The following is a 22,545-nucleotide window of genomic DNA, read 5'->3' on the forward strand; positions in this document are numbered from 1 at the left end:
TTTATTTGCATCATAAAGGGGAGTCGTTGTTCTAATTCGACATCCTATTGATAAATTACTTGTATTTTCTCTGTATTCTTGGCATCTCCCCGGTCTGTCTTTTGTATCCAGCGTCCGGTGTTGTCATATTCATAATAAGCATTACTGTCTATCTGATTACCGAACTCATCATACAGGAAGATGAGTGAACCGCTGGTCTTTTCACTGTTGACAAGGGTCTTTTCAAACGTAATCTTAGTCAGGTAGCCGTAAGGGTCGTACTCGTACACGTCGGTTTGTTTGCTCACCTGGGTAGGAAGCGGGTCTTTCATCAGCGGGAAAGTTTCCTCCCGTTTCACTATCTGCCCGTTCTTGCCGTATTGGTTGACAACGGAGGATACCGGAACATTCTTCTCATAGTTTGTTTCTTCCGTCGGAAGATTGAGTTGCGGATGATATTTTCTCACGGTCAGTTTTCCGTTCTGGTGGAAAGTGGAATCGGTAAGCACTATGCCCAGCGTGCTGAAAGTGCGGAGGCGCTTATAAACCTCCTTCATGCCTCTTTGGTTCACCTGCACCTCTTCTACGCAATTGCCTTGCGGGTTGTAGAGGAAGTTGGTCTGCAGGGTGGTGGTTCCTTTATCTTCTATAACCTCCTTGATGCTTACCAGCCTTCCATTCTCGTCATACGTGTAGGTCTTTTGAGTATTCTTTCCATCTTTCATTTCGTTGGACTTCATCAGGAGTCCGCGGCTGTAGGACTGGATGACGGTGGGGTTGCTCCACACCAGTTGTTGCTCGAAAGGCACACGCAGCTTATTGGCTTTATCGCGGAATTCCTTGTATTTATGAGTCTGGAGATACTCTTTGATGAGCCCCAGTTTGCTTGGGGAATTCACTTCCAGCTTCAAAGTCTCATAGTCGATACTGTCTTTTTTGTACTCCAATGTATTCGTATATTTCTTGTCGGACGGGCTCAGATAAGAAGCCTGTTCGTATTCCGCAATGGCTTGCTTGATGGAAGCGATGGCCTGCGCTTTGCAGATATTTCCGTAGAGATAATCGTCGTAGAGGGAGAGGGCTTGCGCCATGGACTCCCGCTTGGAACGTCCGTCGAAGAATGTATTGAGACGGTCATGATCAAAGAATCTCTTAAAATTGCTGGCGGATGGTGATTTCTGTACGGTTTGGAACAACAGACGATTGTATTCTATCATGGCTTCTGCTTTATACTTGCCATCTGCATACTCAGTCAGATATTTTTCGCATTTCGGAATGTTCTTGTTGCGCACGAAGTCTTTCCACAATTCCTCTTCATGCACATCATAGAGATGTTTGCTGACTTCATCGGATAATTCGTATCCGGATGCCTTGACGGCTTCTACCAATGTGCCGGAATAGACCAGCTTGTTGGGATATTCATCCAGAATGGCGCTGATGCTGCTCTCCATACGTTTGCGGATGGCGCCGGGATCTACGCCGGCTTCCTGGCAAATGGAAAGGAAACTGCCTTTGGCGGCATCCACATAAGCCTGGAAATAATCCTTGGCTACGGTTACTTCCTGCTGGTTCCATATCTGGTCGCACAGGTCGATCAGCTTGACTTCCGCTTCAAAGGCGGTTGCGGTTTCTGTGTCTAATTTGTCACGGTTTTTTGTGAACTTGTCATTCTCGTTGTTTACCAGAAACTTCAAGAGTTTTTCTACTTTACTCTGCTTTTGCGCCATTGCAGGTGAGGCGCACAAGAATGCCAACAGGCACATAAAAGAAATATAAAGTCGCATATTTTTGATTTGTTCCATAGTCCTCTGTGATTTTAGTTAGAATAACATTGTACAAATATAAAAAGATTCTTTTAATTTTGCATACATGAATACGAATTATATCGAAGAATTGAATGAAGGACAGCGCGCTGCAGTGCTCTACAACGAGGGTCCGTCGCTGGTGATAGCCGGTGCGGGTTCCGGGAAGACACGGGTGCTGACCTATAAAATAGCCTATTTGCTGGAAAATGATTATCAGCCCTGGAATATCCTGGCGCTGACTTTTACCAACAAGGCCGCCCGTGAGATGAAAGAGCGTATCGCCCGGCAGGTGGGAGAACAGCGGGCACGTCATTTGTGGATGGGTACATTCCATTCCATCTTCCTGCGCATCCTGCATGCGGAAGCGGCGAGCATCGGTTTTACCTCGCAGTTTACTATCTATGATACGGCGGACAGCAAGAGTCTGGTGCGCTCTATCATTAAGGAGATGGGGCTGGATGAGAAAGTGTATAAGCCGGGCAGTGTGCAGGCACGCATCTCCAATGCGAAAAACCACCTGGTGTCCCCTGCGGGATATGCTGCCAACAAGGAGGCTTATGAAGGGGATTGTGCCGCCAAGATGCCTGCTATCCGGGATATTTACCATCGTTATTGGGATCGTTGCAGGCAGGCGGATGCGATGGATTTTGACGATTTACTCTTTTATACCTTTATATTGTTCAGGGATCACCCCGAAGTGCTGGCACGTTATCAGGAACAGTTCCGGTATATTCTGGTAGATGAGTATCAGGATACCAACTATGCCCAGCACAGTATTGTGTTGCAGTTGGCAAAGGAGCATCAGCACGTGTGTGTGGTAGGGGATGATGCGCAGAGTATCTATTCTTTCCGGGGGGCGGATATTGACAATATATTGTATTTTACAAAAGTGTACCCCAATACGAAAGTATTCAAGCTGGAGCAGAACTATCGGTCTACGCAAACCATTGTCTGCGCTGCCAACAGTTTGATTGAAAAGAATGAGAGACAGATACGTAAGGAGGTCTTCTCTGAAAAGGAGAAAGGGGAAGCCATCGGTGTGTTTCAGGCATACAGTGATGTGGAAGAAGGAGATATTGTAGTCAATAAGATTGCTGAGTTGCGTCGTTCGGAGCATTACGCCTATTCGGATTTCGCCATACTTTATCGTACCAATGCGCAAAGCCGTGTGTTTGAGGAAGCTATGCGTAAGCGGGGTATGCCTTATCGCATTTATGGCGGTTTGTCTTTTTATCAGCGCAAAGAAATAAAGGATGTGATAGCTTACTTCCGTCTGGTGGTAAATCCTAATGATGAGGAAGCGTTCAAGCGTATTATCAATTATCCGGCACGTGGCATCGGTGATACGACAGTAGGCAAAATTATCACCGCTGCTACGGAAAATAATATCAGTCTTTGGGCTGTGCTCTGTGAGCCGCTGACGTATGGATTGAATTTAAATAAAGGCACGCACTCTAAACTGCAGGGCTTCCGTGACCTGATCGGTGGATTTATAGAAGGGGTAATGGAGAAGAATGCCTATGAGATTGGTACGGAGATTATCCGTCAATCCGGCATTATTAATGATGTCTGCCAGGACAATTCGCCAGAGAACCTGAGCCGTAAAGAGAATATTGAGGAATTAGTGAATGGCATGAGCGATTTCTGTGCTTTGCGCTTGGAAGAGGGTAATCCTAATATTTCACTGACAGACTTTTTATCGGAAGTATCATTGCTGACTGACCAGGATTCGGACAATGAGGATGATGAGAAAATAACGCTTATGACCGTCCATTCTGCCAAAGGACTGGAATTTAGAAATGTATTTGTGGTGGGAATGGAAGAAAATCTTTTCCCCAGCGGTATGGTGGGAGATTCTCCTCGTGCGTTGGAGGAGGAGAGGCGTTTGTTCTATGTGGCCATTACGCGTGCAGAGGAGCATTGTTTCCTTTCGTATGCCCGCACCCGTTTCCGCTATGGAAAAATGGAATTCGGCAGTCCCAGCCGTTTTCTGAAAGACATTGATATCCGCTTCCTGCGCTTGCCCCAGGATGCGGGGCTGGGCAGTAAGATTGATGAAGAGGCGGTACATTTCCGTAGGGAAAATAGTAGCGGGTTCTCTCGTTCGCCTCATGCCCGCGAGTCATTGTATAATGCTGGGAAGGAAGCGTCGTATAACGCTGGAAAGGAAACTCCCCAGCGTCCCAAGCAACAGATTATTGCTCCGAGCGTGCCGCGCAATCTGAAACGGGTGACTCCGTCCGTGTCACCTGCCGCGCCGTCTTCCGCTTCGGCAATGGCTGTGCAGCCGGGACAGCTTATCGAGCACGAACGTTTTGGACTGGGAGAAGTGATGAAGGTAGAAGGCAATGGCGATAATGCCAAAGCGACTATTCATTTCAAGAATGCGGGCGACAAGCAACTTTTATTGCGCTTTGCCCGTTTTAAGATTATCGGTTAAATGAAAAAATACTATTTATGATAGATTTCAATTGTTTCCCCTCTCCGTGCTACATCATGGAGGAAGAATTGCTGAGAAAGAACCTCGCCCTTATAAAAAGCGTTGCCGACCGTGCCGGAGTAGAAATTATCCTGGCATTCAAGTCGTTTGCCATGTGGCGTTCGTTTCCCATATTCAGGGAGTATATAGAGCACTCTACGGCAAGTTCCGTTTACGAGGCGCGCCTGGCTCTGGAAGAATTCGGTAGCAAGGCACATACATACTCTCCGGCCTATACGGAAGCTGATTTTCCTGAAATCATGCGTTGTAGCAGCCATATCACTTTTAACTCACTGTCTCAGTTCTGCCGCTTCTATCCTGCGGTGCTGAGAGAGGGGAGCGGTATCTCCTGTGGCATCCGCATCAATCCTGAATATTCAGAAGTAGAGACTGAACTTTATAATCCCTGCGCTCCCGGCACCCGTTTCGGCATAACGGCGGATTTATTGACCGAAACCCTTCCGAAAGGTATTGACGGCTTTCATTGCCATTGCCATTGCGAGTCCTCTTCCTATGAACTGGAACGGACGCTGCAACGCCTGGAAGAAAAATTCTCCCGCTGGTTTCCGCAAATCAAATGGCTGAACCTGGGCGGCGGCCATCTGATGACACGCAAAGACTATGACGTGGAGCATCTTATTCAACTGCTGCAAGACCTACGTGCCCGTCACCCGCACTTGCGCATTATCCTGGAACCCGGCTCGGCTTTCACCTGGCAGACCGGTGTGCTGACTTCCCAAGTAGTGGATATTGTGGAAAGCCGTGGCATCCGTACCGCCATTCTTAATGTGAGTTTTACCTGTCATATGCCCGACTGTCTTGAAATGCCTTACCAGCCTGCCGTGCGTGGTGCTGAAATGGGAAATAATGGTGGCTGTCATGTCTATCGCCTGGGCGGTAATTCGTGTCTGAGCGGCGATTATATGGGCGACTGGAGTTTCGATCATGAGCTGCAGATCGGCGAACGGATTGTCTTCGAAGATATGATTCACTACACGATGGTAAAAACGAATATGTTCAATGGAATCCACCATCCTGCCATCGCAATGTGGACAAAAGAAGGGAAAGCGGAAATATTCAGGCAATTTTTTTATGAAGATTATCGGGATAGAATGAGCTGATAATCAAAAAACTGCCGTGTATACAGGGATAGATGTGTACTTTTCTTCGCGAAAAAAATAGCCGGAATGTTTGCAGGTTTAGAGAAAATATCTACCTTTGCAACCGCAAACGCGGAAATAGCTCAGTTGGTAGAGCATAACCTTGCCAAGGTTAGGGTCGCGAGTTCGAGTCTCGTTTTCCGCTCAAGCACATAGTTGCAATTACCTAATGCCCAGGTGGCGGAATTGGTAGACGCGCACGTTTCAGGTGCGTGTGTCGAGAGGCATGCAGGTTCGAGTCCTGTTCTGGGCACATAGGTGAGGCAATTAGTTCTTTGAAAATATGAATGTAGTATGGAGAGGTGGCGGAATTGGTAGACGCGCTACTTTGAGGTGGTAGTGACAGGAATGTTGTGGGAGTTCGAGTCTCCTCCTCTTCACGCTAAGTCATTTTGTAATGCGGAAATAGCTCAGTTGGTAGAGCATAACCTTGCCAAGGTTAGGGTCGCGAGTTCGAGTCTCGTTTTCCGCTCAAGCACATAGTTGCAATTACCTAATGCCCAGGTGGCGGAATTGGTAGACGCGCACGTTTCAGGTGCGTGTGTCGAGAGGCATGCAGGTTCGAGTCCTGTTCTGGGCACTTCTTCTTTGTGAAAAGAGGGTCATCAAATGCGGAAATAGCTCAGTTGGTAGAGCATAACCTTGCCAAGGTTAGGGTCGCGAGTTCGAGTCTCGTTTTCCGCTCCATTCTCATAACAACTTAAGAAATTAATAATTAGGGATATTCCTAAGATAATAAAATTTAAGGCAACTAATTCATTGCGAGTTAGTTGCCTTTTTTGTATCTTTAAGCATTCCCCCCAAAAAACGGTTTGACGGCCAAAACGGGGTCAGTCCGAAAACCGGGTCAGTCCGAAAACCGGGTCAGTCCGAAAACCCTGTGGGTATGTTAAATCTACACTGTTAGTTTGCATAATCTAAAAATAAAGAATGGTATATCTCCGACTCCCCTAAACTGTGCTCTGAACGCTTTAATTTTTGCATTGAATGATTCTGCAAATGCATTTGTTTCCCTGTTAACAAAATAGTTTAGTATTGTTTCATAATAGTTCTGCATGGTATTTGTTACGGTTCTGAAACATCCATATCCAAGCTTTTCTATTTTATTGTACCACAAGGCAAGCTTTCCACGTGCCACATCCTTATCATAGTGCTTATTATACACATTGGTCAACTCTATGGCCAAGTCGTAAACTGATTTCAATTCCGGATAATGTTCGAATATGATTTCCGCACGTATTCTTTGGGATTCAGTCCATTTACTAAAATGCTTGACAAGTGGAAAATCCAGTGTAAGATGCCCGTATGCGAAGAATATGGCGTAAATATGTGTGTCCATTCCGATGATCCTCCGTTCCAAGTGTTAGGTTTGCCGCGTATTGTCACCAACGAAGCAGACATCGCCTGGTTCCTGAATGCCGTGGATAACCCGCACAACGGACTGACCTTCTGTGCCGGTTCTCTCAGTGCAGGCGAGCATAACACAGGTAGAAGGAATGATGGCAGTGGTACAGGACGAAATAAACAATTAAAAACTAATAATTAAAAATTAAATAAGGAGATTATGAACGAACAATTCAGTATTGCAGATAAAGTAGCCGTTATCACCGGTGCAGGTGGTGTATTGGGTGGCAGCATTGCCAAATGTTTCACAGAGCAAGGCGCCAAAGTAGTAGCCGTTGACATCCGTCAGGAACAACTGGACAAACGGGTAGAAGAACTGAAAGCTTACGGTGAAGATGTGATCGGCATCGTAGGTAATGTATTGGACATTGCCAGCCTTGAAAAATAAGACAGCTGTTGCTAACTCCACTCAGTGGCTGGCAAGCGAACTCGCACTGAAGTACGGAGACGGCATCCGTGTGAATGCCATCGCTCCTAGGTTCTTCATCGGCGACCAAAACCGTGCCGTGCTTATCAATCCTGACGGTTCGCTGACAAACCGCAGCAAAAAAGCATTTTCAATTTTATTCTAAAAAGCTGCTTCCAAGAGGCAGTTTTTTTTATTGAGAATAAATATCTTTGTAGCAATTTCAATTTAACCTATACACTATTTCAATGAAAAACGAACCTTCTACCCATGTCCTGGGCTTGGCTCATCCTCCTATTCCCGTTGTACGCATCGGACTCATAGGCTTAGGCAATCGCGGATTACTCACGTTAGAGCGTTATATGCTCATAGAGCACGTAGAGATCAAAGCGTTGTGTGAGATACGCCCCGGAAACCTGGCAAAAGGACAAGCTCTACTGACAAAAGACGGACATCCCGCCGCAACCGGTTATACCGGAGAAAACGGCTGGCAACAGATGTGTTGCAACCCTGATATCGACCTCATCATTATATGTACGGACTGGCTGACGCATACCCCTATGGCCACCTACGCCATGAAGCAAGGCAAGCATGTCGCCATCGAAGTGCCCGCCGCCATGACCGTAGTCGAGTGCTGGCAACTGGTAGACACCGCTGAACGCACCCGCCGCCACTGCATCATGCTGGAAAATTGTTGCTATGATGCCTTTGCCCTGACCACGCTGAATATGGCAAGACAAGGTCTGTTCGGTGAAATCATGCACGTGGAAGGTGCTTATATACACGACCTGCGCTCCATGTACTTCAGCGATGAAAACCAAGGCGGTTTCCATAACCACTGGAACAAAGCTTACTGCATGGAACACACCGGAAACCCCTATCCCACTCACGGTTTAGGTCCCGTATGCCAGATCCTGAATATCCACCGGGGCGACCGTTTGAATTACCTTGTATCCATGTCCACCCACCAAGCGGGAATGACGGAATATGCCCGTCGCACTTTCGGCAAAGAATCCCCCGAAGCACAACAGGCTTACCTGTTGGGAGATATGAACACCACCCTCATCCATACCGTCAAGGGAAAAACCATCCAGTTACAATACTGCACCGTTCATCCGCGTCCTTACAGCCGTTCGCATACCATCTGCGGCACGCAAGGATTTGCACAGAAATACCCGGTAGCCACAATCAGTCTGGAAGATGCGCATAGCGAAGGGGGGCTCGGTACAGCCGCCGGAGAGGTAGCCAGCGTAACCACCGAAGAACTCTTGCAACGCTATCAACATCCTTTTACGGCTACCATCGGCAAAGAAGGCGCCCTCAAAGGCGCCCCAAACGAGATGAACTATATCATGGATTACCGCCTCATCTACTGCCTGCACCACGGACTTCCTCTGGATATGGACGTTTACGATGCCGCCGAATGGTCGTGCATCACTGAGCTTAGTGAGCAATCGGTACTGAATGGCAGTCGCCCGGTAGAAATACCCGACTTCACGCGAGGCGCATGGAAGACTTTTCCCAGCGTTTCAAGACAGGAAGAAAAACAGATAACACTCTAATAACCATATCATTGCATTTACCAATCATTTTTCTCTTAATGTAAAAGCATTTACCGCAGGATGTAACGACCTTTACATCATATTGTAACGACCTTTACATCGGTATGTAACGACCTTTACCTCGGCATGTAAATAGAGTTACCATGTGGAGTTAATAAAGTTACCCCAGCATGTTAATAAAGTTACCATTTGGAGTAATTGGTACTCTGCCTATATTAATTCAACTATAAACTCGCATTATTAATCTTTTTCGCTTATATTTGCAATGTACTTCACGATGGAGTACATTTTTTAGAATTTAGTTTAGTCTCCATACTGAAACTGCAACTTCAAAAATGGACAAGCCTAAACTGAAGGGTCATTCGTATGTTCAATAACTTACGATATGCGCACCTATTCAGTTTATTAGCTTGTCCGGGTTGTTGCAGACCTCAGTAGGGATAGTAAACTGTTTTAGGTGCGTTCTTTTTAACAGTCTTGAACATGCAAACACCCATTATCAAATACTACAAAGTACTCACGAGACAAAACTCCCGATGGTACAAAATAATCTTGCTTATACAACAAGGAAAAACATCTGCCATGTATATTATAAAAACGCAGGATCATGAAGTGCTTGAAACCCTCAGTTCAACATGCCTCAAAGAAGTAAGAGACAAAATACAGTTTGTCGGTAATTTAATACTCGGCAAGCCTCAGTCCAGTCCTATCTATCTGGCATTCTATTACAGATTTATTCATTTAGAGCATCAGCATTACTCATGCACAATGAAGAACTATCACATAAACTACATATTATAACTCAATTTCAAATATTATGAAATACTCATCACACCCCTACAACAGAAGAAAACGAAATTTCTTCCTCTTTATACACATTGCCGCTTTCTGCATATACATGACATTGATTCTGGTACTTGCGATCCTTCGTGTTACGTTGGAAGAAAAATACATAGTGATAAATTCACTTCAAAAACAAATACAACAGTATAAAGAAATACCCACTACTCCCCTATCTCACGAATACAGGGAATGGTGGGATGAGTATGGCTTAAAAGACGATCATCGCTAATTTTATCTCTCAAAACTTACCCATTCTTTAGAATATCTTTGAGCTGTTCAGTCCGGACTATGCCATACAGACTCCAAGGATTGATGCTGTAAGAAGACACTCTAACTGTTTACATCTGCAAAAAAACGTTCCTTTTCCTTGCATACTTTAAAAAGATGCATTACTTTTGCCGCCGTTAAACACAGTATTCACCCCTTTAAAACAGAAAGAAAGGGACTAATTTATGTTGGAACTATAATATCTCAGCCAGGACTAAGTTGACTCATCGGGATGATGGGGCTTTGCAATTTTCTTGATTAGTCCTACAATCACATTTATAATTTTATTATTATTCACTTCAATGCAGTGGACGGATAGTGTTGTACCTATCATCATCCCATGCATTGGGTGCAAAACGCATATTGCATTGCCCCGTCACGAGGCGGGCAGCTCATGCCGTATGCATACACATGAAAAAGAAAATATGGGAATACGATTAAAAGATTTAAGTAAGCTGGGATATAGAGACAATGTAGCACGCAGTCTAGCAGTAGCCATCGTCGGCAAACATTGCAAGCACCAAAGCAAAGAACAGATTATCAAGACACTGAGCGACGTGCTGGAAAATCCCGATACTTATAAAGAGAATGAGACATGGGGCAAACTGGCCGAACACCTGTCCCCCACCCTCATCGAAAAGAAGTTCACAGCATATGACTTACTCGAAGAGCCGTTGCCTTATAAAACCTATGGCGGCAAGTTCATAGAAACCCTCGCCAAACAGCAGATGAATCTGGCCATGAGGCTCCCCGTCAGCGTAGCCGGTGCACTGATGCCCGATGCACATGCCGGATACGGTCTGCCCATCGGTGGTGTACTCGCCACGGACAATGCCGTCATCCCCTATGCCGTAGGGGTGGACATCGGTTGTCGGATGAGTCTGACGGTGTTCGATGCCAAAGCGGATTATCTGAAAAGATACTCGCATCAGATAAAAGAGGCACTGAAAGACTACACCCACTTCGGCATGGAGGGTGGTCTGACCTTTGCACAGGAACACGAAGTGACAGAACGGGAAGAATTCCGTTTAACACCTCTTCTGAGGGACTTACGTGGGAAGGCTATCCGCCAATTGGGCAGTTCCGGTGGTGGAAATCACTTCGTGGAGTTCGGAGAGCTTCTTCTGCAAGGAGAAAATGTGCTGGGACTGCCCGAAGGCAATTATATGGCATTGCTGTCACATTCCGGTTCGCGCGGACTGGGAGCAGCTATTGCCATGCATTACAGCCAGATAGCCCGTGAAGTCTGCAAACTACCGCGTGAAGCGCAACATTTTGCCTGGCTCGACTTGAACTCGGAAGAAGGACAGGAATACTGGATGAGCATGAACCTGGCGGGCGACTACGCCCGTGCCTGCCACGAACAAATCCACCTAAACCTATCTAAAGTTCTGGGCCTGAAGCCAATGGCAAACGTGAACAATCATCACAACTTCGCCTGGAAAGAGGAGATTGCACCCGGACGCACCGCCATCGTGCATCGCAAAGGAGCCACTCCTGCACAGGCAGGGCAACCGGGACTTATCCCCGGAAGTATGGCAACTCCCGGTTACCTGGTAGTAGGCCGGGGTGTGGAAGAGTCGTTATGTTCCGCTTCGCACGGTGCCGGACGGGCTATGTCACGCCAGAAGGCAAAGGAGAGTTTCACCCAGTCGGCCATGAAGAAATTTCTCTCGCAGGCCGGAGTCACACTGATTGGGGGCAGCATCGAAGAGATGCCATTAGCCTACAAGAACATCGACCGGGTGATGCAACCCCAGGAGACATTGGTAGAAGTGCAGGGCAAATTCATGCCGCGCATCGTAAGGATGAATAAAGAGTAAGAGGCTAGTATTCAGGAACCGCTAATTTAAAGGAGATGAATGATTTAAAAAGAAAGGAGCAACTTATGTTATCAGAAAAATATGGTCGCACATATCATTATCCGTTTTCTCCCGGAACGACCAGTGACGACCGCATCAACCATACGTATTGGGAAGACATCCAACAGATAGAAACCCTGATACACACCGAAAAGCTGGACGGAGAAAATAATTGTCTGAACCGCCACGGTGTATTTGCCCGCTCGCATGCAGCGCCTACCACCTCACCGTGGACCAGGGAACTGCGCGAACGTTGGGAACTCATGAAAAACGACTTGGGGGACATCGAGATATTCGGTGAAAACCTGTATGCCATACACTCGATAGAGTATCGCAAACTGGAAACACACTTTTATGTGTTTGCCGTGCGTTGTCTGGATCAGTGGCTGTCGTGGGAGGAAGTGAAATTCTATGCCGCTCTGTTCGACTTGCCTACGGTGCCCGAATTACAAGTGGAAACAGTAGAAGGATTGACGCGGGAAGCATTGCAGCAACAAGTCGTTAGTCTGGCACAAGAACCGGGTGTGTTCGGAACACGCGATCCACAAACAGGCGCAGATTGTACCCGCGAAGGGGTAGTCACCCGTAATATAGGTGAATATCCTGTAAGTGAATTTGCCCGCAACGTATTCAAGTACGTACGCAAGGGGCATGTGAAGACCGATGAGCACTGGACACGCAATTGGAAGCGTGCCCGCCTCATCTGGGAAATAAGAAAGGAGGAATAAAATGAATTGGAAACTGACAGATAATAAAAATTGGGACTCACTGGAACAACAGTTCCGGTGGGTACAAGATATGAACTTCGTGATGCAGCACCATTTGCATCACGAAGAAGGTAGTGTGGCCGTGCATACCCGCATGGTACTGGAGGCATTGCAGCAACAGCCGGAATATCGGGCTTTGCCTGCACAGGAACAGGAAATATTGTGGACGGCAGCTTTACTTCATGATGTGGAGAAACGTTCTACTTCTGTAGATGAAGGAAACGGTATTATCACTTCCAAGGGACATGCCAGGCGTGGGGAATATACAGCACGCACAATTCTTTACAGGGATATTCCTACTCCGTTTCATATCCGGGAGAACATTGCTGCGCTGGTGCGTTATCATGGTTTGCCGGTTTGGATTATGGAGCGGGAGAATCCTGTGAAGAAGCTGTGCGAAGCATCTCTCAGAGTGAATACACGTTTACTGAAAATGCTTGCTGTGGCGGATATTCAGGGACGTATCTGCAAAGATAAGCCTGCATTGATGGAAGCTGCCGAGTTATTCGAGATGCTTTGCCGTGAACAGGATTGCTGGGGAAAGGCACGAAGCTTTGCAACGGGTCATGCCCGCTTTCAGTACTTTCAAGCGGAGGATGGGTATATAGATTACATTCCGCATGATAATTTCCGGTGTGAAGTTATCTTATTATCCGGTTTGCCGGGAATGGGGAAAGATCATTATATCCGTACATTGCCACAGAATATTCCTGTGATAAGCCTCGATGACATCCGGCGAAAGCATAAAGTTAGCCCTACGGATAAAGCTGCCAATGGCAGAGTGGTACAGGAAGCCAAGGAAACAGCCCGCAACTATCTGCGTAAACAGCAGGGCTTTGTGTGGAATGCAACCAATACCTCAAAGCAAATACGCTCGCAACTGATTGATTTATTTCTCACTTACGGGGCTAAAGTGAAGATTGTTTATATCGAAAAGCCGTATGCGGTATGGAGGAAACAAAATCGTGAACGGGAATTTATGGTTCCGGAAGCGGTACTGGATGCAATGCTCGACAGACTGGAAACTCCACAATTGACGGAAGCACATGAGGTGATGTACCTCATCAGCAAATAAATTTTAAGTCCACCCCGCACGAACAATAATCTTTTGAACAAGTATTCAAAAAATTAGATTTATCTTTGCGCCGATTTACAGCCAAAACACATTTATCATGAGAAAGCTTGTTAAATTAGTTATAACCCATACTTACGCATAAAGTCAGATGAAAACAATCGTAAACGTCCCTACCAAGCAAAGCCTGATTCGGGAAACAAGAGATTATTTAATGATCGCCCTCGGATTAATTCTTTATGGTATAGGCTGGACAGTATTTCTGTTGCCCAATGACATCACCACCGGAGGAGTGCCGGGTATCGCTTCCATCGTCTATTTCGCCACAGGATTCCCTGTGCAGTATACTTATTTCAGTATCAACTTCATCCTGTTATTACTCTCCATCCGCATCCTGGGCTGGAAGTTTAGTATCAAAACGGTGTTTGCCGTATTCACCCTGACATTCTTCCTTTCCATCATTCAGAAACTGGCAAGCGGTGTGGTCTTACTGCACGATCAGCCTTTCATGGCGTGCGTCATCGGTGCATCCCTCTGCGGAGGCGGCATAGGCATCGCTTTTTCTTCCAATGGTAGCACAGGCGGAACAGATATCATTGCCGCCATCATCAACAAATACCGCGACATCACGCTGGGGCGTGTAATGCTGATTTGTGACCTGATTATCATTTCTTCCAGTTACTTTGTTTTGAAAGATTGGGAGAAGGTGGTTTACGGTTATGTAACCCTGTACATTTGCAGTTTTGTCCTGGACCAGGTAGTGAACAGTGCCCGGCAATCCGTACAGTTCTTTATCATCAGTGAGAAATATGATGAAATAGCCCGGCACATCAATGTATATCCGCACCGGGGCGCCACCGTCATTAATGCTTCCGGATTCTATAGCGGCAAAGAACAGAAGATGTTGTTCGTACTTGCCAAGAAACGCGAATCAACAATTATATTCCGATTGATAAAGGATATAGATCCAAACGCATTTGTATCACAAAGTGCGGTAATCGGAGTATACGGAGAAGGGTTCGACAGAATAAAGGTGAAATAGCTATGAGTACCTTTCGGAATAGTAGCAGTGCGCAGCTACTCGTTACTTGTAGCTTGTAGCTCGTAACTACCTTCTTTCCAAACATACACTACAGGGCGGCGGAGATACGGCTTCAGTTTCTCTGCCGCTTCTTTATCCATATAGTCGGTAGTTGTAAAAGTAAAGGTCAGTGTATTGTCCTTTGCAGAAAGATCAGCTTTCACCAACAACATATCTGCCTTTTCGCCGGCATCTCTCACTTCATAATCCATCACCGTATCGGGTAATGACAGGAAATCCTTCATTACAGGAGGAGTAAGGAAAGAAGAAGAAGGCAATTCTTCCCAACCGGTGGTATAGAAATGGACATCACTATCACAGGCTGGGGCACAAGCCGTAGATACAATACAGATTACTTTCGTACTGTCGCTCGTAGCCAGCAGTTTCATCTGCCAGGAACTTTGCGGTGTCATCTGGATACGGATGTAGTCGGAAGCAAGCTCCGTCATTTCCGATTTACCACCAAAACGGTTCGTTACTTCCGCTTTCATCTTACTTTCAAGGAAGTCGATAAAGTCGGCACGGTTCACGGCAGTAAGCAACGGGCTAAGGCTATCGGGCATATTTTTGAAAAAGGTTTTAGCTTCCTGGGCCTGCAGAGAAAACACCCAGACACAAGCCAAACACAAGAACATTGTCAATTTCTTCATCATATTATTTTTCTGTTATTCTTATTTTGCATTTTATTACCTCAACGCACTCTTCAGAGCCAGGAACATATCTCTCCAAGAAAACGTGCATCTGTTTCATCAAAGGTATTCAGGCTTTCACTATCTATATCGAGCACGCCCCACACCTCGCCATTCTCACGAATCAACGGAACAACAATCTCCGAGCGCGACAACGAGTTGCAAGCTATATGACCGGGAAATGCATCGACATCGGGCACTACCAACATCTCCGCCTTAGCCCATGCCGTGCCGCAAACACCCCGTCCTTTTCGGATACGTGTGCAAGCTATCGGTCCCTGAAAAGGCCCCAATACCAGTTCTTCTCCTTTCACCAGATAGAATCCCACCCAAAAGAAGCCGAAAGTTTCTTTCAGTGCAGCTGAAATATTAGCCAGATTGGCTATAAGATCATTTTCACCTTCAATCAGACTCTTTATCTGGGGCAGCAAGGTCTGATACTTTTCAGCCTTGCTGCCGTTGCTGATACATAAATCTTCTGCCATAATTATACTCCTAAATACGCTCATCAATTCTTAGCTTCCGGCTCATCTTCCGTACCACCTTCAAATCACATATTTATTTAGGACAAAGATAGAAAATAAAAATGAGACTGAGAACAGAATAGAAAAAGCACACAGTTTTATTTCGAGTCTCGCACGCATCGGATCGGTCCTGCCACCGACTTTACATAATAAAAATAGAATTGGTATTCGAATATATGGAACAGACCGGCATCCTTATGGATATGCAAAATGTTCACTCGGTTATCCGTGTCCGTGGTTGCATTATGGTAGTTCCCACAACTGTTTGTACGAAAACCTCCTCCATCACCTACACGTGTTCCCTGTGTCGGGAAATAAGAAGTCGGACCGTCTTTCCACTTCTGCATATACATATTCATTCCATATCCATCCGAAAATTTATCATCATAATTGATACCACTCATAGATCCGGGATTGAGCCCCGTATTTGTAAACTCGAACCACAATTCACCCGAGGCAACCCTCCAGCCTGTAGGACAAGGGTCGAAAATAGATTTTTCCGTTCCGTAGTTATCGTATATATGTACATTATTAGTTTGGTTAATCGTATAAGCCTTCATTCCCTCGGAAGCCGGCTCCAGTCCACCCCAAAGTTTGTTATCGCTTTCTCCTATTGGACACCAGTCTCCATTATTAAAATAATTGCTCTTTTGTTGTACATAACTTTCATTTCGGTTAACATCGTTCGTTCCAGTGATAAAAACCGTGGGATTGGCGATGGCGTGTCTGACAGCTCCGGTCAGGGTACTCCCAATTACCGAATGGAACAGCTTGTTTTCATCTGTGCCAGATGTCTTATGTACTTCAATCTGGTTGGAGTTGTCATAATGCAGATCTGTATGTTCGTCATTATAATCATGATGTTCGCTTACAACATTGCGTAAAGGAGGGAACGGATCTTTTCGTCCCCATTGATACAACATGCCGAAAGCCTGCGTCATTTCATCCGGATACCGATGGAGACCAGTTCCTAGACCTTTCTGATTCTCCGCCAATGCACCGAGGTTACATGACATGACGGCATAACCCTGAATACGCGGCTTCTCAGGATAGATACCATTATTATCCCAGTCGTATGTGTAATAAGTAACAGCCCTGCCGAGATTATCCGGCTCGTGGTCTGTAACCCAGATGTGCCAAGACCACAGAACGTCTCCCTTGCTATTGTAAGCACCGATCAAGGCATTACCTTTCTTTTGCGTTCTAACATAGATTTTCTGATGAATGTCGCCTGTATTCTCACCGAGTTGCACCAATGTTCCATTTGTATTATCACCAATGCAGTCTTTGGTCTGCCAGATAATGCCGACACTGGCTATTTTCAAATTCTCGTCATGAGGACTTAAATAGTCTGCAAAATTATACCCGCCTCCTGTCTCTACACGGTAGTAGGGCTCGAAAGACAGAAAACCGTTTGGTTTTACTACAAAGCAGTTGGATGATGGATTATTCTGGCCTTTCTCTCCTGTAATAGTCAACGTCATGCGATAAACCTGATTACGTTGTATATTAAAATTGTTGAGTGAGTTTCCTCCGGGATAAGCGGCATAGAGATATTTTTCACCACCTATTTCGGCGGTTACATCTACCACAAGTGCATTAGTGGGAGCTGCATCAGACTTGTTTCCACCCTGATTTTCTATTTCCCCTTGCAGATTCTCTGGAACATAAAAAACAGCCCATTCTTTATCTTCACTCTTTTCCAAGTCCGAAGCAGCAAAGGCTATGGAACTGAATGTCGTTCCATCAGGAAATGGAACCGCATTCATCGGCTCTCCATTTCCATCGCCGGCAAAGGTCTCTATCCGGCAAATATTCGGGATTTGCCTTACGTTGACATTGTTCAGTTTCATCTCTGCCTTCAGCATCTCTACCTTTACTTTAAGCTTGGCATACATACGCGTAACCGGTACTGTAACCGTAACACCTGTTGTTACTTCCACCTCCTCACTTGCTCCGACCATTGGTATCGACACCTTATCTATTGAACGTAATGGGAAAGCGGTAGGTAAGGTTTGTTTCTTCAGTTGTTCCACATTCTTAAACTTCTGCCATGAAGTATCCGTGTCATCGTTAGCCCAGTTGTCATACCCCGTATTGGTTACAACATATACGAAGGACGGAATTCCGGCTTTCAGATATACAGGCAAATCTTGCAACATTATCTGGTCAGTGATAGTATAGTAACGCGGCTTTATCAGCAGTTCTTTCGTAACTGCATCATACTGAAACACCCAAATATTGTGTACCTCTTTTTCTTCCGAAGTCTCATTCTCTGGTATATTGCTCGGTATAGATGCCCTTGTCTCTGCTTGTGCTTCAACGGCAAATGTATTGACCGACAAATCCAATACGGCTTTCGTCAGTTCTCCCTCATTAAGGACTGGACTGTTTGTTCCATTTGTCTCCGGATGCAGTTCTTCCGTACAACCCTCTATTGTGATAATTACCAACAGAAGTATGAATAATAAGAAGTAGTGTTTCATATCAGTCAAAAGTATATTCGTTATCATAAGCATATTTCCATTCTTGCACGTTCACCATGAGTCTGCTATCTCGGACAGTAATAGTGAAACGGTAAAGATTGTTGCGGGCAATGTTGAAGCGCCTGGCATTGTCGTTGCTATCCGTCTTTCCGCTCTCGTCATAATTCGCGAAATAAACCCTATGCGGTTCGTCCTCATCAGTCTGAGCATCGAACCTTACTTCAATACACGAGTATTTGTCTCCCGCATCGATGTTCCGGTATTCGGACAGGTAGGCAATCCATTTCTCATATTTATTTCCGCCAGCATCCATCCATTGGCTTGCAAAGCGGAAATCTTGTATTTTTTCTTCCACATCATTAGCATCTTCCACAAGGTGTAAACCGCTGACGTAATCGCTGTTCCACTCACCACTATGATCGTAATCGTCCTGCGAAAAAACGTCTTTCGGGGCACAATATCCCTTCTTATTATAGCGATGAATCTTCACCTCACTAAACGATAAATCAAAATGTTCGTCCGTCTTAAGTATCACCTCTACCTTTGCCACTGCACGGAGCAAAGTGACAGGCTCAGGCAGCAATGTAACCTCTCCAACCTTAAATTCCATATTATTGTATTCGTGAACACCATAAAAAGGAACTAGTCGTTCCGGTCCCAACTCGAAAGAAGAAAAACTGCCAAACTGCCCCCATTCGGCGTCGCAGACATCCGCAAGTAACGTTTCTCCAGCCTTCATTGTATCGTCACCATACTGCGGCCAATTGGCAAGCACAACCATCTTGAAATTTTTATGATAAACCAAAGATGTAGGCGCTTTGCCAAGCACACTATAATCCCTATAATCGTTTCCTTTAGTCACCACGAAGCCATCCGGTTCAAAACGGGCGATAAACTTATTATCGGAGGTAAAGAAATAAATCCTGTAGTTGCTGTTCTCTACATCTATGTAGTTCTCATAGGTTTCTCCAACCTCATAACCTTCATCGGTCTCCAAACTCCTTATAGGTAATCTGAAACCGATACTAAGAGCTGTTCCCCTATCGGATAGGCTGAAGTTCTCCGTGTCATGACTACACGAGGTACCCCACAACACAAAAAGTGTCAGAATCCCCGTGACAATATATCGTACTACATTCTTCATTCGCATTCCTCCTATCACAGTTCACTGTTTTGCAGCACAACTTTCCAAGAATTGATATAAATATAGGCATCGAGCCAACGATCACTTTCATCAAGAAAAAACACCATGTCGTATACATCCTGCCTGTCAAGATACTCCTGATCATCCATATCCCGATTATAAAAACCTTTCACAAGCAAAGCATAGTCAATAAGAGGAATGGATAAAACCGTTTTTCCCGTTTCTTTATTGGACACGGTGAGCCGCATCTCCTGCCCTTTCACCAGGCGTGGCACGGTCAGTTCGGCTATGGCCGCACTGAAGGCAGCGCGAGATGTAGTCTGTGTTTCTTCGGGCTGGATATCCATACCAACTTCCCCGGCATCGGTATGCCACGCATAGAAAGTCACCAGCTCATCGGGCAACAACGTATTGTCCCAGTCCATGCTTCCGTTAGTGTCGGTAATGGTGAAAATAAACTTATCTTTGTCCACAGCCTCTCCCGAAAGGTGCTGTAACACCACTCGCACATTGTTGGTGTTCTTTACCAACGGTACAGTATAAGTGTACGTACCTTCGGTTTCACCGAACGTCTGTTTCGTCAGCCACCCATAAAATAAGCGGTCAAGATCTTCGGCAACAAATGCTTGGTTCCCGATATCACGTTGCCTCTCAAGCGTACAGGTCAGTCCCTTACCGACAGTTGTTTCGGGTATCGAGAAAGAACCTTTGTCAGTAGTCCCACACCAAACAAGCAAGTCGTATTCTCCCGGTTCTACATCTACAGTCATGACATAGCCATCGGCTGCAAGGGCTTCTCCTTGTTCAGTACGTTGCCAAACCACCCTACCATCGGCATCAAGCAGGTAAAGTGTCACTACATTCACCTCGTGAGCAAAAGCATCGGCAAACTTCATGTTGTAATCATAACAGAACTTCACACGGTAATTCACTGAGCAGTCACCCTCACCGTCATAGATTAAGCCGTCGCAGGCATATAGAATCGGAGTCCAAGCGATAACTGCCAGTAACTTTCCGATTGTTTTTCTTATGTAAGAGCGTATATCCATTTGACTTAAATTGTTATATTTTATATATGCTGCGGAAAATACCGCAGAGAATTTTCATTTTCGATGGGAAATGGCAAATATACCTTTTCCGGTTCCGTCCTCTCTTTGCACCGGAACGGAAGTGCTTTTCTAAAACCATTCCATGTGGAAGTCCCTCATGGAATGGTTGTTTAGAAAGACAACGTTTTTTTCATAAAAAATTAGAGTTCAACATTTTGGCTGACAATTTTCCAAGAAAGGATATTAATTTTTGCCCCAACGTAATAAATGTCACCATCCAGATCGTCACCAGGAACGATTTTTTCGTCTCCATCAAAAATTCCCTTACCTATCTTCTCTAATTTGTCAACGGTAACTACGTAGTGGTGATTACGCACCACGCCATATTTGGCTTCCGGGATAATTCCATTTTCCGTAATAGCGCCATTGTTGAGGTGCTCAATGGGAATGTTGTAGTACATCAATCCACCGTTATAAGCGGTAGCATCTGCGGAAGCAGTGGCCAAATTATCATTAAGAGTGGTAATGATTTGTTCTGAGTAAGCGGAGCCGTCTCCTGTATATAATGAGGCTCCATTCTCATTCGTAAATACCACTTTCACTTTCCCATCGCCCACATTCTCCAACTTCACATACTCTTTACCAATCTGAGTATATTTTGTGTTGCCTTTATCATCTTGACCATCTTCATACCACACGTTCAGTTGATTTTTTGTCTGCAGTACGCTGAGCACGTATTCGAGGAAGGAGTCTTGTTTGAAAAGCACACCATTGTAACGTACGAGGTCAAGTGCATTTCCGTTTACATCGCAAACCTTGGCTTTTAACAGGATACTCGTAACGGCAGAAGAAAAATTGGTAGTAACAATGGCACTTGTATTGGTGTTCTCTGCACAATAGGCAGAAGTCCCCAATTCGGTTAAGCCATCTTCCAAGTCGACATAGTTCAGATATTCGGAATTGTCAGAAACCGCTGCCGCATTTTCAGGATAGCCAGAAAAACCGTAGTTGAATGACTTACCCCAGTGGCTACGGTAATCAATTGATCTATTCCATGTAAATCCCAAGTCATTATCTGCCCAAGCAATATCTATGTTCTTAACCATGTGCGATTTCTTCGCTGTAGCATTCAATTTCCATCCGAGCAATTCCACATAAAGATCTTCCGAAGCGATATTACCGCCTCCGGCTGAGTTATCTTCACCTGCCACAGTGACTTTTATCGGATAACGCCCATTTTCATCCTTTTCGAGTTCATCAGACACATTCAAAGTTACTTTGGCCGCCAGACGCTCTACATATACAGTCACCGTATTAGTAATTGCACTCACATCCGTCATCGGTTCAAGAGCAAAATTTTCCTCTTTAACTTCTGTTACGAAATACTTTGCCCGATTGGTGTCGGTGTAGCTTGTAGTGCTCATGGTAAAGTAATTGATAGTACTGTTATTGATTGTTTCCGGATAATAAATACCTTCCGCATTATTATCCGCAAGCACTGTCTGCATTTCGTCAAGCGTTTCCCCATACACGAAATCATTCGGTTTGTTGAGCACCGCTACCATATACTTAGGATAGTTCTTCTTGTCCATTCCCTTCAGTACCACAACGTTATTACTCGCAAATTCAATGTTTCCGGCAGGGGTTGTTACCGAGGCGTTACCATTCGCCCAAACATCACCTTGTGTCACAAATACACCGTCTGCATCATAAAAATAGAAGTAGGCATTTTTTACGGACTGCTCGTTTGTTCCGTACTCAAAGTCACCTTCTTGCGCTCTTGTAAGAGAACCTGCATCAGCAAGGCGGACATTAATATACGCCTCGCTTCCTGCAAAAACATTCGGTGTATCATCCGGAATAACTCCTAATCCATCATTCGAGCATGCACACAATGCGGTACACACAAACAAACCCAAAAATAATTTATTCATCTTCATCATTTTTTGTAATCTAATTTTGTTAA

At 45.3% G+C, this 22,545-nt stretch carries 15 protein-coding genes, 6 tRNA genes and 2 pseudogenes; 15 read left to right on the forward strand and 8 right to left on the reverse strand.

Going from position 1 to position 22,545, the window contains the following annotated elements; all coding sequences use genetic code 11:
• Positions 1-44: 44 nt before the first annotated feature.
• Positions 45-1,781: a hypothetical protein gene (locus tag BUC01_RS01805; protein ID WP_025835200.1), complete on the reverse strand. Its 1,737-nt coding sequence runs from the start codon at positions 1,779-1,781 to the stop codon at positions 45-47.
• 67 nt (positions 1,782-1,848) lie between these two features.
• Here BUC01_RS01805 and BUC01_RS01810 point away from each other — a divergent pair, with 67 nt between their 5' ends.
• The 8 genes from BUC01_RS01810 (at position 1,849) to BUC01_RS01845 (ending at position 6,110) form a co-directional block, all read left to right on the forward strand.
• On the forward strand, positions 1,849-4,224 hold the full coding sequence (locus BUC01_RS01810) for an ATP-dependent helicase (protein WP_073312542.1): 2,376 nt from the start codon (positions 1,849-1,851) through the stop codon (positions 4,222-4,224).
• Between the two features lie 17 nt (positions 4,225-4,241).
• A complete protein-coding gene (gene nspC / locus BUC01_RS01815) occupies positions 4,242-5,384 on the forward strand; it encodes a carboxynorspermidine decarboxylase (protein ID WP_025835201.1) in 1,143 nt (380 codons plus the stop codon).
• A gap of 111 nt (positions 5,385-5,495) precedes the next feature.
• A tRNA-Gly gene (locus BUC01_RS01820) sits at positions 5,496-5,568 on the forward strand.
• Between the two features lie 26 nt (positions 5,569-5,594).
• A tRNA-Leu gene (locus BUC01_RS01825) sits at positions 5,595-5,676 on the forward strand.
• 43 nt (positions 5,677-5,719) lie between these two features.
• Positions 5,720-5,803 (forward strand) — tRNA-Leu (locus BUC01_RS01830).
• A gap of 19 nt (positions 5,804-5,822) precedes the next feature.
• Positions 5,823-5,895 (forward strand) — tRNA-Gly (locus BUC01_RS01835).
• Between the two features lie 26 nt (positions 5,896-5,921).
• Positions 5,922-6,003, forward strand: a tRNA-Leu gene (locus BUC01_RS01840).
• A 31-nt stretch (positions 6,004-6,034) separates the two neighbouring features.
• Positions 6,035-6,110: transfer RNA gene (locus BUC01_RS01845), tRNA-Gly, on the forward strand.
• Positions 6,111-6,318: 208 nt separating this feature from the next.
• On the opposite strand, the gene BUC01_RS01850 is transcribed toward BUC01_RS01845, so the two are convergent.
• Positions 6,319-6,762 (reverse strand): transposase, encoded by a 444-nt coding sequence (locus BUC01_RS01850; RefSeq protein ID WP_073312544.1) that lies wholly within the window; start codon positions 6,760-6,762, stop codon positions 6,319-6,321.
• Between BUC01_RS01850 and BUC01_RS01855 the strand changes: the two are divergent.
• The 7 genes and pseudogenes from BUC01_RS01855 to BUC01_RS01890 form a co-directional block, all read left to right on the forward strand.
• Positions 6,721-6,915, forward strand: a pseudogene (locus BUC01_RS01855) (mannonate dehydratase); the annotation flags it as partial. The gene BUC01_RS01850 and the pseudogene BUC01_RS01855 sit on opposite strands and share 42 nt — an antisense overlap.
• A 72-nt stretch (positions 6,916-6,987) precedes the next feature.
• Positions 6,988-7,387 (forward strand): annotated as a pseudogene (locus BUC01_RS01860) (SDR family NAD(P)-dependent oxidoreductase); the annotation flags it as partial.
• Between the two features lie 94 nt (positions 7,388-7,481).
• On the forward strand, positions 7,482-8,795 hold the full coding sequence (locus tag BUC01_RS01865; protein WP_025832392.1) for a Gfo/Idh/MocA family protein: 1,314 nt from the start codon (positions 7,482-7,484) through the stop codon (positions 8,793-8,795).
• A 1,535-nt stretch (positions 8,796-10,330) separates the two neighbouring features.
• Positions 10,331-11,728 carry an RtcB family protein gene (locus BUC01_RS01875; protein ID WP_025832388.1) on the forward strand — a complete coding sequence of 466 codons (1,398 nt, stop codon included), beginning with the start codon at positions 10,331-10,333 and terminating at the stop codon, positions 11,726-11,728.
• A 65-nt stretch (positions 11,729-11,793) separates the two neighbouring features.
• On the forward strand, positions 11,794-12,495 hold the full coding sequence (locus BUC01_RS01880) for an RNA ligase family protein (RefSeq protein WP_073312546.1): 702 nt from the start codon (positions 11,794-11,796) through the stop codon (positions 12,493-12,495).
• A gap of 1 nt (position 12,496) precedes the next feature.
• Complete coding sequence (locus BUC01_RS01885) at positions 12,497-13,609, forward strand: AAA family ATPase (protein WP_025832386.1); 1,113 nt, start codon at positions 12,497-12,499, stop codon at positions 13,607-13,609.
• Positions 13,610-13,757: 148 nt separating this feature from the next.
• The gene (locus BUC01_RS01890) at positions 13,758-14,648 is read left to right on the forward strand and encodes a YitT family protein (protein WP_025832384.1); all 891 of its coding nucleotides are present in this window, start codon (positions 13,758-13,760) and stop codon (positions 14,646-14,648) included.
• A 35-nt stretch (positions 14,649-14,683) separates the two neighbouring features.
• Here BUC01_RS01890 and BUC01_RS01895 read toward each other — a convergent pair whose 3' ends face one another.
• The 6 genes from BUC01_RS01895 to BUC01_RS01920 form a co-directional block, all read right to left on the reverse strand.
• Positions 14,684-15,340, reverse strand: a complete 657-nt coding sequence (locus tag BUC01_RS01895) for a DUF3256 family protein (protein WP_025832382.1) — start codon at positions 15,338-15,340, stop codon at positions 14,684-14,686.
• Between the two features lie 50 nt (positions 15,341-15,390).
• Entirely contained in the window at positions 15,391-15,861 is a 471-nt protein-coding gene (locus BUC01_RS01900; protein WP_025832380.1) for a GAF domain-containing protein, read from the reverse strand.
• 137 nt (positions 15,862-15,998) lie between these two features.
• Complete coding sequence (locus tag BUC01_RS01905; protein WP_175560851.1) at positions 15,999-18,386, reverse strand: DUF4906 domain-containing protein; 2,388 nt, start codon at positions 18,384-18,386, stop codon at positions 15,999-16,001.
• A gap of 1 nt (position 18,387) precedes the next feature.
• Complete coding sequence (locus tag BUC01_RS01910) at positions 18,388-19,530, reverse strand: hypothetical protein (protein ID WP_025832378.1); 1,143 nt, start codon at positions 19,528-19,530, stop codon at positions 18,388-18,390.
• A gap of 14 nt (positions 19,531-19,544) precedes the next feature.
• Positions 19,545-20,579 (reverse strand): FimB/Mfa2 family fimbrial subunit, encoded by a 1,035-nt coding sequence (locus BUC01_RS01915; RefSeq protein ID WP_073312549.1) that lies wholly within the window; start codon positions 20,577-20,579, stop codon positions 19,545-19,547.
• A gap of 200 nt (positions 20,580-20,779) precedes the next feature.
• Positions 20,780-22,519 (reverse strand): Mfa1 family fimbria major subunit, encoded by a 1,740-nt coding sequence (locus BUC01_RS01920; RefSeq protein ID WP_175560855.1) that lies wholly within the window; start codon positions 22,517-22,519, stop codon positions 20,780-20,782.
• Positions 22,520-22,545: the final 26 nt, after the last annotated feature.

The sequence above is a fragment of the Bacteroides stercorirosoris genome (assembly GCF_900142015.1).
Lineage (GTDB): Bacteria > Bacteroidota > Bacteroidia > Bacteroidales > Bacteroidaceae > Bacteroides > Bacteroides stercorirosoris.

Coding starts and splice junctions, on each gene's coding strand:
- BUC01_RS01805 (WP_025835200.1), bottom strand. CDS start 1,781: ATGGAACAAATCAAAAATATGCGACTTTATATTTCTTTTATGTGCCTG.
- BUC01_RS01810 (WP_073312542.1), top strand. CDS start 1,849: ATGAATACGAATTATATCGAAGAATTGAATGAAGGACAGCGCGCTGCA.
- nspC (WP_025835201.1), top strand. CDS start 4,242: ATGATAGATTTCAATTGTTTCCCCTCTCCGTGCTACATCATGGAGGAA.
- BUC01_RS01850 (WP_073312544.1), bottom strand. CDS start 6,762: ATGGACACACATATTTACGCCATATTCTTCGCATACGGGCATCTTACA.
- BUC01_RS01865 (WP_025832392.1), top strand. CDS start 7,482: ATGAAAAACGAACCTTCTACCCATGTCCTGGGCTTGGCTCATCCTCCT.
- BUC01_RS01875 (WP_025832388.1), top strand. CDS start 10,331: ATGGGAATACGATTAAAAGATTTAAGTAAGCTGGGATATAGAGACAAT.
- BUC01_RS01880 (WP_073312546.1), top strand. CDS start 11,794: ATGTTATCAGAAAAATATGGTCGCACATATCATTATCCGTTTTCTCCC.
- BUC01_RS01885 (WP_025832386.1), top strand. CDS start 12,497: ATGAATTGGAAACTGACAGATAATAAAAATTGGGACTCACTGGAACAA.
- BUC01_RS01890 (WP_025832384.1), top strand. CDS start 13,758: ATGAAAACAATCGTAAACGTCCCTACCAAGCAAAGCCTGATTCGGGAA.
- BUC01_RS01895 (WP_025832382.1), bottom strand. CDS start 15,340: ATGATGAAGAAATTGACAATGTTCTTGTGTTTGGCTTGTGTCTGGGTG.
- BUC01_RS01900 (WP_025832380.1), bottom strand. CDS start 15,861: ATGGCAGAAGATTTATGTATCAGCAACGGCAGCAAGGCTGAAAAGTAT.
- BUC01_RS01905 (WP_175560851.1), bottom strand. CDS start 18,386: ATGAAACACTACTTCTTATTATTCATACTTCTGTTGGTAATTATCACA.
- BUC01_RS01910 (WP_025832378.1), bottom strand. CDS start 19,530: ATGAAGAATGTAGTACGATATATTGTCACGGGGATTCTGACACTTTTT.
- BUC01_RS01915 (WP_073312549.1), bottom strand. CDS start 20,579: ATGGATATACGCTCTTACATAAGAAAAACAATCGGAAAGTTACTGGCA.
- BUC01_RS01920 (WP_175560855.1), bottom strand. CDS start 22,519: ATGAAGATGAATAAATTATTTTTGGGTTTGTTTGTGTGTACCGCATTG.